Below are 16,122 nucleotides of genomic sequence, written 5' to 3'. Positions count from 1 at the left end.
TTTTAATTGTAAAATCAAACCTGATTGATAGGTGCATAACACTTTTTGTGGGTATCAGGGATGTGGTCATTGGCCGCGCTTATCTTTATAATACGGAGGATTTTTCGGGGTGGTTCAAGCGGTGCTTGGGCCTGACTGGTAACGATCTGACAGAAAATAAGAATTCACTGAGCAGAAAATAAGCATTCGAACCCCTTACCTTCGTATATCCGATCCATCAACTGGGCGAGACTATGATCGAAGTCAAAAAAGGCCTGGATCTCCCCATCACGGGAGCGCCCGAGCAGCGTATTGAAGATGCGCAGCCTGTGCGTTACGTGGCAATCCTGGGCACTGACTATGTTGGCATGAAGCCAACCATGGAAGTTCAGGAAGGGGATAAGGTCAAACTGGGCCAGCTACTCTTTACCGACAAGAAAGTGGAAGGGGTGCGCTTCACCGCACCTGCCAGCGGTGAAGTGGTTGCAATAAACCGTGGCGAAAAGCGTCGTCTGCTGTCTGTGGTCATTAAAGTCGAAGAAAATGAAGAAGCGATGACATTCGCTTCCCATGATCGCTCTTCTTTAGCGCAACTTGATCGTCAGCTGGTAGTCGACCAACTGGTTGAAACAGGACTCTGGACGGCACTGCGTACGCGTCCTTTCTCTCGAACACCTGCGATAGACAGCAAGCCTGCCGATATTTTTGTAACGGCTGTGGATACTCATCCGCTGAGTGCCGACCCTGCCGTCATCATCAATGAAAATACCCAAGCGTTTGAAGACGGCCTCAAGGTGCTAACACGCCTGACCGAGGGCAACGTTTTCCTGTGCACGGGTGCTGACGCCAATATCCCTGGCGGTGATATCGACGGTGTAAGGGCTGAAAGCTTTGCAGGCCCACACCCGGCTGGCCTGGTAGGCACGCATATCCACTACCTCTCGCCCGTCGCACTGCATAAGAAAGTCTGGCATATCGGTTATCAGGATGTCATCGCCTTCGGCAAGCTCTTCACCGAAGGCAAACTGAGCACCGAGCGCGTTGTCGCCATTGGCGGTCCGCGCGCCGAGAAGCCTCGCCTTGTTCGTACCCGCATGGGTGCCAGCACTGAGGAACTCCTGGCCGGCGAAGTCATCAAACCCGATGACACTCGCGTCATCTCCGGCTCCGTCTTCTCGGGCTTTACCGCGGAAGGCCAACTGAGCTACCTGGGACGGTTCAGCAACCAGATCAGCCTGCTCGAAGAAGGCAACAAGCGTGCCTTGCTGGGTTGGCTGTCGCTGGGTACTGATCGCCATTCGGTTCTTGGAATTTATCTTTCCCGCATCAAAGGCCTGCGCAACTACGCACCTACCACTTCTACCAACGGCTCCGAGCGTGCCATGGTACCGGTGGGTTCGTACGAGACGGTCATGCCACTGGACATCATGCCAACGCAGCTCTTGCGTTCGCTGATCGTGGGCGACATTGAAGTTGCCATGCAACTTGGGTGTCTTGAGCTAGACGAAGAGGATCTGGCGCTCTGCACGTACGTTTGCCCCGGCAAATACGAGTATGGCCCTATCCTGCGTGACAATCTCACCATGATCGAGAAAGAGGCCTGATGATGGGTATTCGACAAACACTCGATAATATCGAGCCGCACTTCCATAAAGGCGGCAAGTATGAAAAGTTCTACCCGCTCTACGAAGCGGTAGACACCATTTTCTACTCGCCGCCCAGCGTTGCCAAAACCACGGCGCACGTGCGTGATGGTATCGATCTAAAGCGCATCATGATCACCGTCTGGCTCTGCACCTTCCCGGCCATGTTCTTCGGCATGTGGAACGCGGGCTGGCAGGCCAACGTTGCCATCGACTCAGGCTACGCCGCTTTAAGCGGCTGGCGTGAAACGCTGTTCATGGCGATTGCTGCAGGGCATGACCCGGGCAGTCTCTGGGCGAACTTTGCACTGGGCGCTGTCTACTTCCTGCCGATCTATCTGGTGACCTTTGCGGTCGGCGGCTTCTGGGAAGTTCTGTTTGCCATCAAGCGCGGCCATGAAGTCAATGAAGGTTTCTTCGTGACCTCTGTGCTCTACGCGTTGATTCTTCCGGCAACCATTCCGCTTTGGCAGGTAGCCCTCGGTATTACCTTTGGTGTAGTGATCGGCAAGGAGATTTTTGGCGGTACCGGCAAGAACTTCCTCAACCCGGCGCTGACCGGTCGTGCCTTTCTCTACTTTGCCTACCCGGCGCAGATCTCCGGTGATGCAATCTGGGTGGCAGCCGATGGTTATACCGGTGCAACCGCGCTTTCCATGGCTTTCCAGGATGGCATGGACACGCTGACCAATACCTTCAGCTGGTGGGATGCCTTCCTGGGCTTCGTGCCGGGGTCTGTCGGTGAGGTGTCAACGCTTGCCATCATGATAGGCGCCTTGGTGTTGCTCTATACCCGTATCGCTTCCTGGCGGATCATGTTGGGAGTGTTTCTCGGGATGGTGGCCACCAGTACGCTCTTCAACCTGATTGGTTCCGATACCAACGCCATGTTCGACATGCCGTGGTACTGGCACTTCGTGATTGGTGGGTTTGCGTTTGGTATGGTCTTCATGGCGACCGACCCGGTGTCGGCTTCAATGACCTCCCAGGGCCGCCTGCTGTTTGGCGCGCTGATCGGTGTATTGACGGTGTTGATTCGTGTGGTCAACCCGGCTTTCCCGGAAGGCATCATGCTGGCCATCCTGTTCGCCAACCTGTTTGCACCGCTGATTGACCATTTCTTCGTCCAGGCCAATATCAAGCGCCGCATCAAGCGTACTGGCGTACCGGCCGAGGAGACTGCCTAATGGCACAAGGTAATAACTCCATCAAGAAGATCCTGATTGTGGCGTTTGCGCTGTGCATCGTGTGTTCGGTGATCGTTTCGACGGCCGCCGTCGCACTGCGCCCGACGCAGCAGCTCAACCAGGAACTGGATCGTAAAACCAACATCCTCAACGTGGCACGCTTGTACGAGCCGGGTATGGATGTGGAAGAGGCGTTCCGAGAGCAAATCACCGCGCGTGTGGTCGAGCTTGAAACCGGCGACTACTCCGATGAGTTTGATCCTGATACCTACGACGGCTTTGAAGCGGCACGTGACCCGGCAACGGGCCGTACCCTCTCAGGTGATCGTGATATCGCAGGTCTTTCGCGCGTTGAAAACTACGCCACTGTCTACCTCGTTGGCGATGAGGAAAACCCGGACCAGATCGTTCTGCCGATTCGTGGTCAAGGCCTGTGGGGCCGCATGATGGGCTTTCTATCGGTTGAGGGCGACGGCAATACGATCGTGAGTATCACGTATTACGATCATAGCGAAACGCCGGGACTCGGTGCCGAGGTAAACAATCCGCGCTGGCAGGCCCAGTGGGAAGGCAAGGAGATTTACGATGAAGAGGGTGACCTCTCACCGGCAATCCACCTGACCAAAGGCGGCGCTAGCAACGAAAATGAAGTAGACGCGTTATCCGGTGCAACGCTCACCAGTAATGGTGTGACCAACATGCTGCAGTTCTGGCTGAGCGAAGAGGGTTTCGGTCCTTACCTTGCGAAATTCCGCGACGGTACCGAGCCTGAAGATGCCGAAAACACCGATACTGACTTCGAAGACGGTGAGGGGGCTTAATCATGGCGGACGTCAATGCAAAAAGCGTTTTAACAGCGCCAATCTTCCAGAACAACCCTATTGCACTACAGATTCTGGGGATTTGTTCGGCGCTGGCGGTAACCACCAGCATGAGCGTGTCGTTGGTAATGGCGCTGGCCGTTATCTTTGTAACCTCGCTCTCTAACTTCTTTGTCTCGCTGATCCGGAACCATATTCCTTCCGCGATCCGTATTATCGTACAGATGACCATCATCGCGTCGCTGGTTATCGTGGTGGATCAGATTCTCAAAGCCTACGCTTACGAGATGTCCAAGCAGCTGTCGGTGTTTGTGGGCCTGATTATTACCAACTGTATTGTAATGGGTCGTGCTGAAGGCTTTGCCATGTCCAACACCCCCGGCATGTCGTTCCTGGACGGTATCGGTAACGGGCTGGGCTACGGTTTCGTTCTGATGGTCGTCGGCTTCTTCCGCGAACTGCTGGGTGCGGGCAGCGTATTTGGCTTCACCATCCTGCCGACGGTTCAAAACGGCGGCTGGTACGTGCCCAATGGTCTGCTGCTGCTGCCGCCTTCGGCCTTCTTCATCATCGGTCTGCTGATCTGGGTGCTGCGCTCGGTCAACCCCGAGCAGGTAGAAGAGAACGAGTTCAAGATGAAGGAAAACTCCAAGCCGCAGGAGGCCGTGTAACATGGAACACTATTTAAGCCTTTTCGTTGCTTCGGTCTTTGTCGAGAACATGGCCCTGGCCTTCTTCCTCGGCATGTGTACCTTCCTTGCCGTATCCAAGAAGGTGTCATCGGCCATTGGTCTGGGTATCGCCGTTATCGTGGTACTGACGGTAACCGTACCGGTGAACAACCTGGTGTATACCTACCTGCTGCAGGAAGGCGCGCTGACCTGGACCGGTATCAGCGGTGCTGAAAATATCGATCTGTCGTTTCTGGGGCTGCTCTCCTATATCGGCGTGATCGCGGCACTGGTACAGATCATGGAGATGTTCCTTGATAAGTACGTACCTTCGCTTTACAACGCGCTGGGCGTATTCCTGCCGTTGATCACCGTTAACTGCGCCATCCTGGGTGGTGTACTGTTCATGGTCGAGCGTAGCTACACCTTTGGTGAATCCGTGGTCTACGGTTTTGGCGCGGGCACCGGCTGGGCGCTGGCGATTGCCGCACTTGCCGGCATTCGCGAAAAGCTCAAATACAGCGACGTGCCAGGCGGTCTGCAAGGGCTGGGTATCACGTTCATCACCGTGGGTCTGATGTCGCTGGGCTTCATGTCCTTCTCGGGCATTCAGCTCTAATCGGGGCCGGTTTTTCCCGGCGATGATGCATCGCCGGGTTACAGGAAACCTTAGCAATAGGAAGCCGATATGGTTGATACAACTATCATCTTGCTCGGTGTTGTCATGTTCACGATCATCGTCATCAGCTTGACGGGGATCATTCTGGCAGCACGCAGCAAGCTAGTAAGTAGCGGGGACGTGACCATCGAGGTCAATCACGACCCTGAGCACACTCTGAAGACTCAGGCCGGCGGCAAGCTCTTGAATACGCTGGCGGCAAACGGAATCTTCCTCTCCTCGGCGTGCGGTGGCGGCGGTTCCTGCGCCCAGTGCAAGTGCCGCGTGGAAGAGGGCGGTGGCTCCATTCTGCCGACCGAAGAGTCGCACTTCACCATGCGTGAAAAGAAGGAAGGCTGGCGTCTTTCCTGTCAGGTGCCGGTCAAGCAGGACATGAAGATCGAAGTGCCTGAAGAGGTGTTTGGCGTCAAGAAGTGGGAAACCGAAGTAACGGCCAACCCCAACGTCGCCACCTTTATCAAGGAGCTGAACCTCAAGCTGCCCGAAGGTGAAGAAGTCGCCTTCCGTGCCGGCGGTTACGTTCAGCTGGTAGCACCGCCTTACGATATCAAGTTCTCTGACTTCGATATCGAGGAAGAGTACCGCGGTGATTGGGAAAAATTCGGCCTGTTCGACGTTTCCCACAAGAACAACGAGGAAGTGATTCGCGCTTATTCCATGGCGAACTACCCGGAAGAAAAGGGGCTTCTCAAGTTCAACATCCGCATCGCGACGCCGCCGCCCAAGTCAAGCCATCCGCCCGGTCTGATGTCCACCTATGTCTTCAGCCTGAAGCCCGGTGACAAGGTAACCGTCATGGGTCCGTTTGGCGAGTTCTTTGCCAAGGATACCGACGCGGAAATGGTCTTCATTGGTGGCGGTGCCGGCATGGCGCCAATGCGTAGCCACATCTTCGATCAGCTCAAGCGTCTCAAGTCGGATCGCAAGATGTCCTTCTGGTATGGCGCGCGCTCTTGGCGTGAGACCTTCTACAACGAAGAGTACGACCAGCTGGCCGAAGAGTTCCCGAACTTCGAATGGCACCTGGCGCTCTCCGATCCGCAGCCCGAAGACAACTGGGAAGGCCCTACCGGGTTTATCCATAACGTGCTGTATGAAAACTATCTGAAGGACCACCCGGCGCCTGAAGACTGTGAATACTACATGTGCGGGCCGCCCATGATGAACGCCTCGGTCATCAAGCTGTTGCTTGACCTGGGTGTTGAACCGGAAAACATCATGCTGGATGATTTCGGCGGTTGATGATTCAAACAGCAGGGCGCTTTCAAGCGCAAAAGGGGCTGGCCGCAAGGCTGGCCCTTTTTTATTTGCGGCAAGCGTTGTTCAAACAGCCGCTGGTATAGAAATAATCAGAGCATGTTACAGACACGTGTAGCAGACGCGCGTAGCAGACACGCGTAGCAGACAAGTGCAATAGGCAGGCGCTATGGGGCTTTCAAAGTGGCTACGGCAATGATAAGTCGGTCTCAGGTAAGGTATAATGGAGTTATAGAAAACACCCGCCGGGCACTTTTAAGCTGAGCGGTTGTCCGCAGGTAAGGCTTCAATAGCAATGCTGGGAGGTTCGTATGGCAATCTGGCTACTGGTTTTAGGATTCATGGCACTGATCATGTGCGCAATGGCGGTAGGCGTGTTGATGGGCCGCAAGCCCATTGCAGGCTCCTGTGGCGGCTTGAATCAGATTGGTATGAAAGACGGCTGCGATATCTGTGGCGGTAAAGATGAAGTGTGCGAGGAAGAGAATCGCAAGCGCGGTGGTGTGCGCCGGCGTAGTGACGAAAGCCGCGGGGCTGACCTGGGTTACGAAGCGACTCGCCGCTAGCCACGCACGCAGGAAATAGCGAGGCGCAGCCGAGAGATCCGCTGCGCCTGTTTTTTAGGAACAGGGGAGACGCAGCGAGTATGGCGGTTCACAATTACGATGTGGTGGTTATTGGTACAGGCCCGGCCGGGGAAAGCGCGGCCATCAATGCGGCCAAGCACGGCAAGCGTGTAGCGATCATTGAAAAGCAGGCCCAGGTTGGCGGTAACTGCACCCACTGGGGCACGATTCCTTCCAAGGCGCTGCGCCATCAGGTCAAGCAGATCATGGCGTTCAACACCAACCGCATGTTCCGCGATATTGGTGAACCCCGCTGGTTCTCGTTTCCCAAAGTGATGGAGCGCTCCCGCGGTACCATCGACAAGCAAGTCGAAATGCGTACCACCTTCTACGCTCGCAACCGCATCGACCTGTTCCACGGTATCGCCCGCTTCAAGGATGAGCATACGCTGGTCGTACGCGACCAGCACGAAGGCATGGAAGAGCTCGTAGCCAAGAAGATCGTCATTGCTACCGGCTCGCGGCCCTATCGCCCGGCTGATATCAATTTTCGCCATCCACGTATCTACTGTTCGGATACCATTCTCAGCCTTGCGCATACGCCCAAGACGCTGGTCATCTTCGGGGCAGGGGTGATCGGCTGCGAGTACGCGTCGATATTCTCGGGCCTGGGCCTGAAGGTCGATCTGATCAACAACCGCGACAGCCTGCTCTCGTTTCTGGATGACGAAATCAGTGACGCGCTCTCCTACCATCTACGCAAGCACGGCGTGCTCATTCGGCACAATGAAGAGTATGCAAGCGTTGAAGGCGATGAGTCAGGGGTGGTCGTACATCTCAAGTCGGGTAAGAAGATCCGTGCCGATGCCTTCCTGTGGGCCAATGGGCGTACCGGTAATACCGACAGCCTGGGACTTGAAAATATTGGACTCGAGGCCAACAGCCGGGGGCAGCTGAGGGTGGACGAGCACTATCGGACATCGATACCGCACATCTATGCCGCGGGCGACGTCATCGGTTGGCCAAGCCTTGCCAGCGCCGCCTACGACCAGGGGCTCAACTCCTGCAACGAGTTGCTCGACAAGGAGTACCGGTTTGTCAGCGATGTACCCACCGGCATCTATACCATTCCGGAAATCAGCTCGTTTGGCCCCAACGAACGTGAGCTGACCGAAGCCAAGGTACCTTACGAAGTGGGCAAGGCGTTCTTCAAGGATACCGCCCGGGCGCAGATCACCGGCGATGTGGTGGGAATGCTCAAGATTCTGTTTCACCAGGACACGCTGGAGATTCTGGGTATTCACTGCTTTGGTGATCAGGCCTCCGAGATTCTGCATATCGGTCAGGCCATCATGCAGCAGCCGGGGGAGGCAAACACGCTCAAGTATTTCGTGAATACCACCTTCAACTATCCGACCATGGCCGAAGCTTATCGAGTAGCCGCCCAGAATGGTTTGAATCGGGTATTCTAGATCGCTCTGTTGACCTGTGGTTGAACGCAACAAAAGGGGCCATTCGGCCCCTTTTGTATATCCATGGTGTCAGCGCTTGGCCGATTCTGGCTCTGGCATTCAAGCGCTACATCTCGTTCAGCAACGCCTCTGCACGCACCTGCCAGCTACCGTCAAGCGCGGCGGCTTGGCGCAATGCATCGCGTGCATCACCGGGCCTATCCTGCTGCAGCAGTACAATACCCAGGTTCAGCCAGGCAGCGCCCATGCGTGGATCCTGCTGCGTTGCTGCGCGAAAGGCTGCCGTGGCCTCATTCACCTGCTGGGCTGCGTACAGCGCATTGCCCAACGCAAACTGACCCATGGCGTTATCGGGGTAGCGTTTTACCAACGCCTGCCAGCTGCTCAGCGCGGCTTCTGGGCCGTGAGCCTCTTCATAGGCGCTGATGGCTTCAAGTGCGTTGCGTGCACTGATGCCTTCGGGCAGCGTGCCAGGGTCGGCAACGATAAACCCCCAGCGGTCGCTGCGTGCCCAGGTAGCGTCAAAGCGGCTGAAAGAGAGCGTGTGGCGCTTGCGATCGCCGCTGCGCAGGACGATGGTCTCATCCGGCAGGTCAAAACCAATCGCTACCGCGTAGTGCCACATGGGGTAGATAGGCAGTGACAGATTCTGCATGACGACTACCGGGTCACCTGCCGCCAGGTGATTCAACAGCGCATCCATGGTGCCGCGAATCGGGTAGGCAAGCTTGTGATGGCGGCGGACTGTGGCCAGCATTTCCGGCTGAACGCTGCCGTCGCGGCCAGGCAGAAAGACCTGGGGGATCAACTCTTCGACACTGGTATCCACGCCCTGGTAGCTGAGTACCATCGCAAGCGTTGCCGGGCCGCACTGATATTCGCTCTGAGCAAAAAACGGCACCTCGCGGTTCTCTACTTGAGGGGTGAGTGATTCATAGGTGCTATCCAGCAATACTGGGCTCTGGGCACAGGCTGAAAGCAGCAGGGCAAGCGCGAAAACGCCCGCGAAGCGGGCGTTAGAAAGCAGTGTTTTCATGACCTGCCTGACTTAGCGCGTAAACGGATAGACGTCGGTCAGGCCGAGAATATCAGTAATCAGCAGGATGATGAAAACGGCAAACAGGGCACCAACGACGCCGCCACCGGCACCGGCTGGCAGTTGCTCGAGCTGTTGGGCCATCTGCTGCGCTTCGGCATCGCTAAGGGCAGCGACACGAGCATCCACTTCGTCAAGATCAACGCCTTGCTTGATCAGCTGCTCCTGTACATCGGCGCGGGCCAGAATCTCGTTGATACGCTCGCGGTCGGCACCGGCACGATCACCGGCCAGCGCTGACTGGGTCGATACGAGATCCATCGACTGGGGGGCCGCAGGCGCTGCCGCCACCGGCAGGCTGGTAATCACCAGTGCAGCAATCAACAGTGTAGAGAGGTATGCGCGCAATGTCTTCATCGTCTTCTTCCTTATAGACTGGTCGGAGTGGCCAAGCATTTTATTGCTCGAATCAAGAGTATAGAAATAAAACGCGTGGGTTTTAAGTCAATTATGCAAGATGCTAATTATTTGCACTAATACGGTAGGTCCAGGCGGTCTCGGCAAGAATTCCTTTGCCTCCTGCCATGGTCATCGCCAGGTCGTGCAGGCCGGCCCAAAGGGGAACGGCACTGGCGCCCTTGATGGCCAGATCAAGGCGCTGTGCCATCAGCAGAAGCTTATGCAAACGCTTCATGGAAAGCCGCTTGATGGCCTTCTGATAGGCCGGGCGGCGCTTGTCAAAGATCATTGGCTTTTGCGTCTTGCAGGCGTGCTCGAAGCTCTGGCCCTGATCGAGATGCTGATGCAGCGACAGCAGGGTGCGCAGTTCACGGCTCAATGCCCAGAGCACAATGGGTGCTTCGACACCTTCACTACGCAACCCTTGAACGATACGCGAAACGCGGCTGGGTTCGCCTTTCAGGCAGGCATCCGCCAGATTGAAGACGTCAAACCGCGAACTGTCCTCCACTCCTTGGGCAATACTTTCGACGTTCAGGCGCATGCCCTGTGGGTGGATCAGGGAAAGCTTCTGCAATTCCTGGTCGGCGGCCAGTAGATTGCCTTCGGTGCGCTCGCCCAGAAGCCGTGCCGCTTCGAGGTCGATCTGAAGGCCATGCAGCGCGGCCCGGTCACGTAGCCAGTAGCCAAGGCGGGCGTTGTCTACCGGCCATACCGGCACAAACAAGCCGTGCTTGTCCAGCGCCTTGAACCAGGCGCTTTTCTGCTGTTTACCGTCCAGCTTGCCCATGCTGATCAGCAGGATATCGTCGCTGGTTTCCAGCATCTCGGCATATTGAGCAAGCGCTTTGCTACCTTCCTGGCCCAGCTTGTGAGTACCTAGTCGCACTTCCATCAGCTTGCTGGTAGCAAACAGTGAAAGATTGCTGGCGGCTTCGAGCAAGCGCCCCCAGGCGAAGTTGGCATCCACATCCAGCACTTCGCGCTCTTCGATTCCGGCCTGGCGCGCCGCTGCGCGTACCGTATCGCAGGCATCGCGGTGTTGCAGCGGCTCATCGCCTGCCACGATCACGGCTTTAGGCAGTTTCTTGGCAAGCGCTGCCGGCAGCTGGTCGGCAAAGACCTTCACTCAATCCCCTTTACATTGGCCAGACGTTCCAGAATACGTTGTGCCAACTGGCGGGCCAGTGACTGTTCGGCTTCCTGGAAGAGTGTTTCGCGGTTGAGCAAGTCGTCATCATTGACGCGTATACGCGTGCTTACCGCCACATTGGCATTGTTGAGCGCATAGGCGTTGGTATCGCGTTGCTGCACGGAAAGCGTGGTGCCAAGCGTCAGCTCGTGCTCCCGGCTGGCGCGGCTATCGCTGCCGATACGCCGTTGCTGCAAGACGGGGGTGCCCAGCGTGACGCGCCACTGCGCATCCGGCGTTACCTGGGTGCCTACGCGCTCAAGGCGCGCACGCAGCTGCAGGGCAGTCGCACTGGTGTTATCGCCTTCCAGCGCCAGGGCAGGCAAATCCGGCATGGATTCGCTGCCCCGAAGATGAAAGCCACAGCCGCTTAATAGCACCGCCGCTGAAGCGGCGATGCTGGTAGCCAAGAATGTACGTCGGTTCATCCGCTTACCACGATGTTTACCAGCTTGCCTGGCACAACGATGACTTTACGCACCGTTTTATTTTCCAGGTGGCGCTGGACGTTCTCGTTTTCCATCGCGAGCTTCTCGATGGCCGCTTTGTCTGCGCTCGCTGGGGCTTCCAGGCGTGCGCGCAATTTACCGTTTACCTGAACTACCAGTTCAATGCTGTCACGGGTCAGGGCCGCTTCATCAATGGCGGGCCAGCGAGCTTCGATGGCCGGCTGGCTATGGCCCAGGTTCTGCCACAGCTGATGACATACGTGGGGCGTAATGGGTGACAGCAGCAGTACGCAGGCTTCGAGCGCTTCGCGGCTGACCGCCAAGCCCAGTTCTGAAGTGTCCTCGAACTTGCCAATTGCGTTGGAAAGCTCCATGACGGCGGCGATGGCCGTATTGAAGGTGGTCCGACGGCCGATATCATCACTGGCTTTCTTGATCGTTTCGTGAGTTTTACGGCGCAGCACTTTCTGATCGTCGTTCAGCGCTTCAATGTTCAGCTCGCCCGGTGTTCCCGCCTCAAGATGCTCACTGACCTGGCGCCAGAGACGTTTGAGGAAGCGGTGTGCGCCTTCCACGCCGGAATCCGACCACTCGAGCGACTGCTCCGGCGGGGCGGCGAACATCATGAACAGGCGCACCGTGTCGGCGCCGAACCTGTCGATCATCGACTGCGGGTCGACGCCGTTGTTCTTCGACTTTGACATCTTCTCGATGCCGCCCATCTCGACCGGCTCACCATCGCTCATCAACACTGCGCTGAGCGGGCGGCCTTTTTCGTCGCGCTTCACTTCCACATCCGCCGGGTTGAACCACTGCTTGCCGCCGTTGGCTTGGGTGCGGTAGAAGGTTTCCGCGATCACCATGCCCTGAGTCAGCAATTGCTGGAAGGGCTCGTCGCACTCGACCAGGCCGAAATCACGCATCAGCTTGTGGAAGAAGCGCGCGTAAAGCAGGTGCAGGATGGCGTGCTCGATCCCGCCGATGTACAGATCCACCGGCAGCCAGTAGTTGGCGCGTTCGTCGAGCATGGCGTCATGATTGTCTGCGCAGCAGAAGCGCGCGAAGTACCAGGAGGACTCCATGAAGGTATCGAAGGTATCGGTTTCACGCGTCCAGCCGTCGCCCAGATCGGAAAAGGCTGGCATCTTCTTGAGTGGTGAGCCCGAGGCGTCCACGGTCACTTCCATGGGAAGCTCGACCGGCAGCTCGTCATCGGTCAGCGGCACGGTCTGGCCTTCCGGGCCGTACTTGACCGGAATTGGCGCACCCCAGTAGCGCTGGCGGGCCACGCCCCAGTCGCGCAGGCGGAAGTTGGTCTTGACCTCGCCACGCCCCATGTCAGCAAGCTTGGCGGCGATGGCGTCAAACGCCGCTTCGAATGCCAGTCCGTCGAACTCGCCGGAGTTGATCAGCGTGCCGTGCTCGGTATAGGCGGCCTCGGATAGATCAGGGGTCTGGCCGTTTTCATCGGCAATCACGGGCTTGATGTTCACGCCATACTTGGTGGCGAACTCCCAGTCGCGCTGATCATGGGCGGGTACCGCCATGACCGCACCGGTGCCGAACTCCATGAGCACGAAGTTGGCCACGAAAACCGGCACCTTGTCGCCGGTCAGCGGATGCACCGCCATGTGCCCGGTGGCCATGCCAAGCTTTTCCTTGGTGGCCATTTCCGCTTCCGAGGTGCCGCCCTTGGCACACTCTTCACAGAACGCGGCAAGCTCGCTGTTCTGCTCGGCGGCCTGCTTGGCAAGCGGATGGCCCGCCGCCACCGCGACATAGGTCACGCCCAGCAGAGTGTCTGGGCGCGTGGTATACACCGCGAGCGGCTCGGCCTTGCTGCCATCGGCCGCTTCGATATCAAAGCTCAGCTCGACACCGCGGGATTTGCCGATCCAGTTGCGCTGCATGGTCTTGACCTGCTCGGGCCATTCCACCTTGTCGAGATCCGCCAGCAGCTCTTCGGCATAGTCGGTGATCTTCAAGAACCACAGCGGGATTTCCTTGCGCTCGACTAAAGCGCCGGAGCGCCAGCCGCGGCCGTCGATGACCTGTTCATTGGCCAGTACGGTCTGATCCACCGGGTCCCAGTTCACCGTGGACATCTTCTTGTAGACCATGCCCTTTTCAACGAGCTTGGTGAAGAACCACTGCTCCCAGCGGTAGTAGCTGGTATCGCAGGTGGCGAACTCGCGGTTCCAGTCGTAGGCGAAGCCCAGCGCCTTCAACTGGTTACGCATGTAATCGATGTTCTGATAAGTCCACTCGGCAGGCGGCACCTGGTTTTGAATGGCGGCGTTTTCCGCCGGCATGCCGAAGGCGTCCCAGCCCATGGGCTGCATGACATTTTTACCCTGCATGCGCTGGAAACGGGAGACAACGTCACCGATAGTATAGTTACGCACATGGCCCATATGCAGCTTGCCGCTGGGGTAGGGGAACATGGATAGGCAGTAAAACTTCTCGCGATTCGCGTCTTCCACTGCCTTGAAGCACTGATGTTTGTCCCAGTACTGCTGGGCGTCACGTTCAATTTCACGAGGGCTGTAATGTGCGTCCATCGGTTTTTTTAATGCCTTGGCGTATTCGCCCAATGCGGGCGCATGGTGAATGGTAGATGACAGCTGTCAGATAAGTAATGTCGATTGTATCCTATGAAGGAGTATCCTTGAACGGCAAGCTGATGATAGGAAACACCTGCGTCGATAAAAGGAGAGGTTCGATGAGTGAACAGCATAACGACCACCGCTTGCGCGAAGGCTACGAACGCCTTCTGGAACGCATGCAGGATGGCACAAAGGATTTGACCTGGGACAATCTGCAAAAAGATCTGGACGACGCAGTCGCCTTTGAAGCCGAGCTTGAAGAGTACACCAAGGACGAGCTGGCCCTGTTGCGCGCCTGGGTCGAGCGCGATCTGAAGGATATGCGTCACTACCTGGCCGATACCGGCATGCAGGTGGCGACCTGGCTGGGAATCGATGTCACCGGGCTTTCGCGTCGCGTAGTGGAGTCGCTTCTATCCATTGCAGACCGCAGCGTGGTCGAGCGCGAGCGTTTTGACGAAAATCTAGAAGCGGCGCGGGCGGACTACTGCGAGGGTGAAATGGCGGCCCCCGGCCTGATGGCCTGCGTTCATTGCGACGCCCAGGTGAGCCTGCCTAACGTTGCACGCCTGGAGCCTTGCCACCAGTGTGGGCACCGTTACTTCTACCGAGTGGTCAACAAGGTCATTGAAAGCTAGGGCTGGATGAATCCGATGCCTGCAATCGCGCCCAGCGAAAGCAGGCTCATGATGCCTGCATAGAGTAGATTGTCACGCATCATCTGATAGCTGCTTACCCCGTAGCGTCCCTGCAGTGACAGGTTGATACCTGACAAGGGGCCAACGCTTGTACCCACTGACCAGGCACTCAAGGCCACGAAGGCAAAGAGTGTCTGGTCGCTGGCCGCCAGATCAAGCATCGATGCCAGTACCGAAATGCCGATGATCGGATGAAGCCCCAGCAAGGCGCTTGCCACGATACCCACGAAGCTTAAAAGTCCCTGCCCGATACCGAAATTCTCGAAAAGCGTCCACTCCTGGCCTGCCGCGGCGCTGACCAGCGTGGAGAGTCCGATGGTCAGAAGCCCCGCCGCCAGAAATAGCGAAAATTCACCACGCATGGCGGGCAGGCGGTGGAAGGCGTGCTGCCGTACGCGTTTTAGTGTGAACACAGGCCCGTTGCGAAGATTGGCGATGACCGCCACGCCGGGCAATAGAAAGGTGATGATACTGATGATGGAAAGCGACGGCGTGAGCCAGAAATGAAAGAGCATGACGCCAGCGGCCATGCCCAGGGGCATCAGAAGACTTTTAGGCGAGAGCGAAAAACCATCGACCTCGGTGAGATCGAACCGGCGGCGAAGTTCCAGCGTGGTAATGGCTCCAGACAGCATGGCGATGGGAAACCCGACTAGCGCGATATGCAGGTAGCGGACTTCCGGGGCGAGCGCGATGACCAGACCCATCGAGGCGAAGAACGGCGACCAAAGGGCGGCGCTGGAAAGGCCGCGGTTGAGTGCCAGGTACTGCGGCGTCGTCAAGGGAGCCCGCCGTGCGATGCGGTCGCCCACCATGAAAATGGTAGAAAGGTTCAAGATGGTGCCGAGAAAATGTACGCCCAGCCAGGTGCGTAGAATACCGCCACTACCGGTCAGCCGCTTGCCCCCGACAGACTGATTACCCTGCCTGCCAATCAGCGAGATAAAACTCACGCCGATCAGCATCGCCACGACGAACACGTTGCCTTCCAGCACCCGGGGCCAATCAATAGAGGCGTCATACACAAATCGCGCCACCAGCAGCATTAGCGCGCCGGTCGCCATCAACGCGCCCGCCTGTATCCGTGAGCGCCCGGGAATATCGCGCCAGAGCAATGCCACTGCTCCCCAAAGCAGGTAGCTTACGAGCTGAGTGGTCTCCGCCCAGCTAGTGAACCCGACGATCTGAGTTACCAGCCCAAGTAATGCTAATACGCCGGCCGCACGATGCCGGGAAGAGATCTTTTCCATGCCTGGTCCTTTCACCTGGAATTAGCAGGCTAATAGAATAAACTTGGAAAGGCTAATTACCAAAAGTGCGCTTTAGGTTAATTAAGTGTTGAATGAATTTCTCTGTTGTGTTATTGGTCTGCGCGTATAGGATGATTTTAGTTGCTTTAGAAGAGCT

Annotated in this window: 15 protein-coding genes; 9 read left to right on the top strand and 6 right to left on the bottom strand. The window is 57.1% G+C overall.

From position 1 onward, the window contains the following. The first annotated feature begins 233 nt into the window (after window positions 1-233). The 8 genes from B0H98_RS12330 to sthA all read left to right on the top strand — a co-directional run bounded on the left by B0H98_RS12330 (window position 234) and on the right by sthA (window position 8,275). A complete protein-coding gene (locus B0H98_RS12330; protein WP_106375369.1) occupies window positions 234-1,583 on the top strand; it encodes a Na(+)-translocating NADH-quinone reductase subunit A in 1,350 nt (449 codons plus the stop codon). Next, entirely contained in the window at window positions 1,583-2,809 is a 1,227-nt protein-coding gene (locus B0H98_RS12325; RefSeq protein WP_106375368.1) for an NADH:ubiquinone reductase (Na(+)-transporting) subunit B, read from the top strand. Before B0H98_RS12330 ends, B0H98_RS12325 begins: the two co-directional genes overlap by 1 nt. Further along, the gene (locus B0H98_RS12320; RefSeq protein ID WP_106375367.1) at window positions 2,809-3,630 is read left to right on the top strand and encodes a Na(+)-translocating NADH-quinone reductase subunit C; all 822 of its coding nucleotides are present in this window, start codon (window positions 2,809-2,811) and stop codon (window positions 3,628-3,630) included. Before B0H98_RS12325 ends, B0H98_RS12320 begins: the two co-directional genes overlap by 1 nt. Before the next feature lie 2 nt (window positions 3,631-3,632). Beyond that, entirely contained in the window at window positions 3,633-4,301 is a 669-nt protein-coding gene (locus B0H98_RS12315; RefSeq protein ID WP_106375366.1) for an NADH:ubiquinone reductase (Na(+)-transporting) subunit D, read from the top strand. Window position 4,302: 1 nt separating this feature from the next. After that, complete coding sequence (gene nqrE / locus B0H98_RS12310) at window positions 4,303-4,920, top strand: NADH:ubiquinone reductase (Na(+)-transporting) subunit E (RefSeq protein WP_106375365.1); 618 nt, start codon at window positions 4,303-4,305, stop codon at window positions 4,918-4,920. Between the two features lie 69 nt (window positions 4,921-4,989). Next, window positions 4,990-6,222, top strand: coding sequence for an NADH:ubiquinone reductase (Na(+)-transporting) subunit F (gene nqrF, locus B0H98_RS12305; RefSeq protein ID WP_106375364.1), 1,233 nt, complete (start codon window positions 4,990-4,992; stop codon window positions 6,220-6,222). Between the two features lie 326 nt (window positions 6,223-6,548). Further along, window positions 6,549-6,803 (top strand): (Na+)-NQR maturation NqrM, encoded by a 255-nt coding sequence (gene nqrM, locus B0H98_RS12300; protein WP_106375363.1) that lies wholly within the window; start codon window positions 6,549-6,551, stop codon window positions 6,801-6,803. A gap of 80 nt (window positions 6,804-6,883) precedes the next feature. Continuing rightward, window positions 6,884-8,275: a Si-specific NAD(P)(+) transhydrogenase gene (sthA, locus tag B0H98_RS12295; protein WP_106375362.1), complete on the top strand. Its 1,392-nt coding sequence runs from the start codon at window positions 6,884-6,886 to the stop codon at window positions 8,273-8,275. Window positions 8,276-8,381: 106 nt separating this feature from the next. On the opposite strand, the gene B0H98_RS12290 is transcribed toward sthA, so the two are convergent. From B0H98_RS12290 to leuS, 5 genes are all read right to left on the bottom strand, one after another. Continuing rightward, window positions 8,382-9,311 (bottom strand): PA2778 family cysteine peptidase, encoded by a 930-nt coding sequence (locus tag B0H98_RS12290; protein WP_106375361.1) that lies wholly within the window; start codon window positions 9,309-9,311, stop codon window positions 8,382-8,384. A 12-nt stretch (window positions 9,312-9,323) separates the two neighbouring features. After that, window positions 9,324-9,728 (bottom strand): PA2779 family protein, encoded by a 405-nt coding sequence (locus B0H98_RS12285; RefSeq protein ID WP_106375360.1) that lies wholly within the window; start codon window positions 9,726-9,728, stop codon window positions 9,324-9,326. A 103-nt stretch (window positions 9,729-9,831) separates the two neighbouring features. Next, window positions 9,832-10,899, bottom strand: a complete 1,068-nt coding sequence (gene holA / locus B0H98_RS12280; RefSeq protein WP_106375359.1) for a DNA polymerase III subunit delta — start codon at window positions 10,897-10,899, stop codon at window positions 9,832-9,834. Continuing rightward, window positions 10,896-11,390 carry an LPS-assembly lipoprotein LptE gene (locus tag B0H98_RS12275; protein ID WP_106375358.1) on the bottom strand — a complete coding sequence of 165 codons (495 nt, stop codon included), beginning with the start codon at window positions 11,388-11,390 and terminating at the stop codon, window positions 10,896-10,898. The genes holA and B0H98_RS12275 overlap by 4 nt, the downstream gene beginning before the upstream one ends. Beyond that, the gene (gene leuS / locus B0H98_RS12270; RefSeq protein ID WP_106375357.1) at window positions 11,387-13,972 is read right to left on the bottom strand and encodes a leucine--tRNA ligase; all 2,586 of its coding nucleotides are present in this window, start codon (window positions 13,970-13,972) and stop codon (window positions 11,387-11,389) included. Before leuS ends, B0H98_RS12275 begins: the two co-directional genes overlap by 4 nt. 161 nt (window positions 13,973-14,133) lie before the next feature. Here leuS and B0H98_RS12265 point away from each other — a divergent pair, with 161 nt between their 5' ends. Next, complete coding sequence (locus B0H98_RS12265; RefSeq protein ID WP_106375356.1) at window positions 14,134-14,655, top strand: zinc ribbon-containing protein; 522 nt, start codon at window positions 14,134-14,136, stop codon at window positions 14,653-14,655. On the opposite strand, the gene B0H98_RS12260 is transcribed toward B0H98_RS12265, so the two are convergent. Further along, window positions 14,652-15,965: a hypothetical protein gene (locus tag B0H98_RS12260; protein ID WP_106375355.1), complete on the bottom strand. Its 1,314-nt coding sequence runs from the start codon at window positions 15,963-15,965 to the stop codon at window positions 14,652-14,654. The two genes, B0H98_RS12265 and B0H98_RS12260, sit on opposite strands and share 4 nt — an antisense overlap. Window positions 15,966-16,122: the final 157 nt, after the last annotated feature.

It is taken from the genome of Vreelandella songnenensis (genome assembly GCF_003002925.1).
GTDB lineage: Bacteria > Pseudomonadota > Gammaproteobacteria > Pseudomonadales > Halomonadaceae > Vreelandella > Vreelandella songnenensis.
The sequence above is the reverse complement of the archived record's forward strand: the minus strand, read 5'-3'. Positions and strand labels throughout refer to the sequence as shown.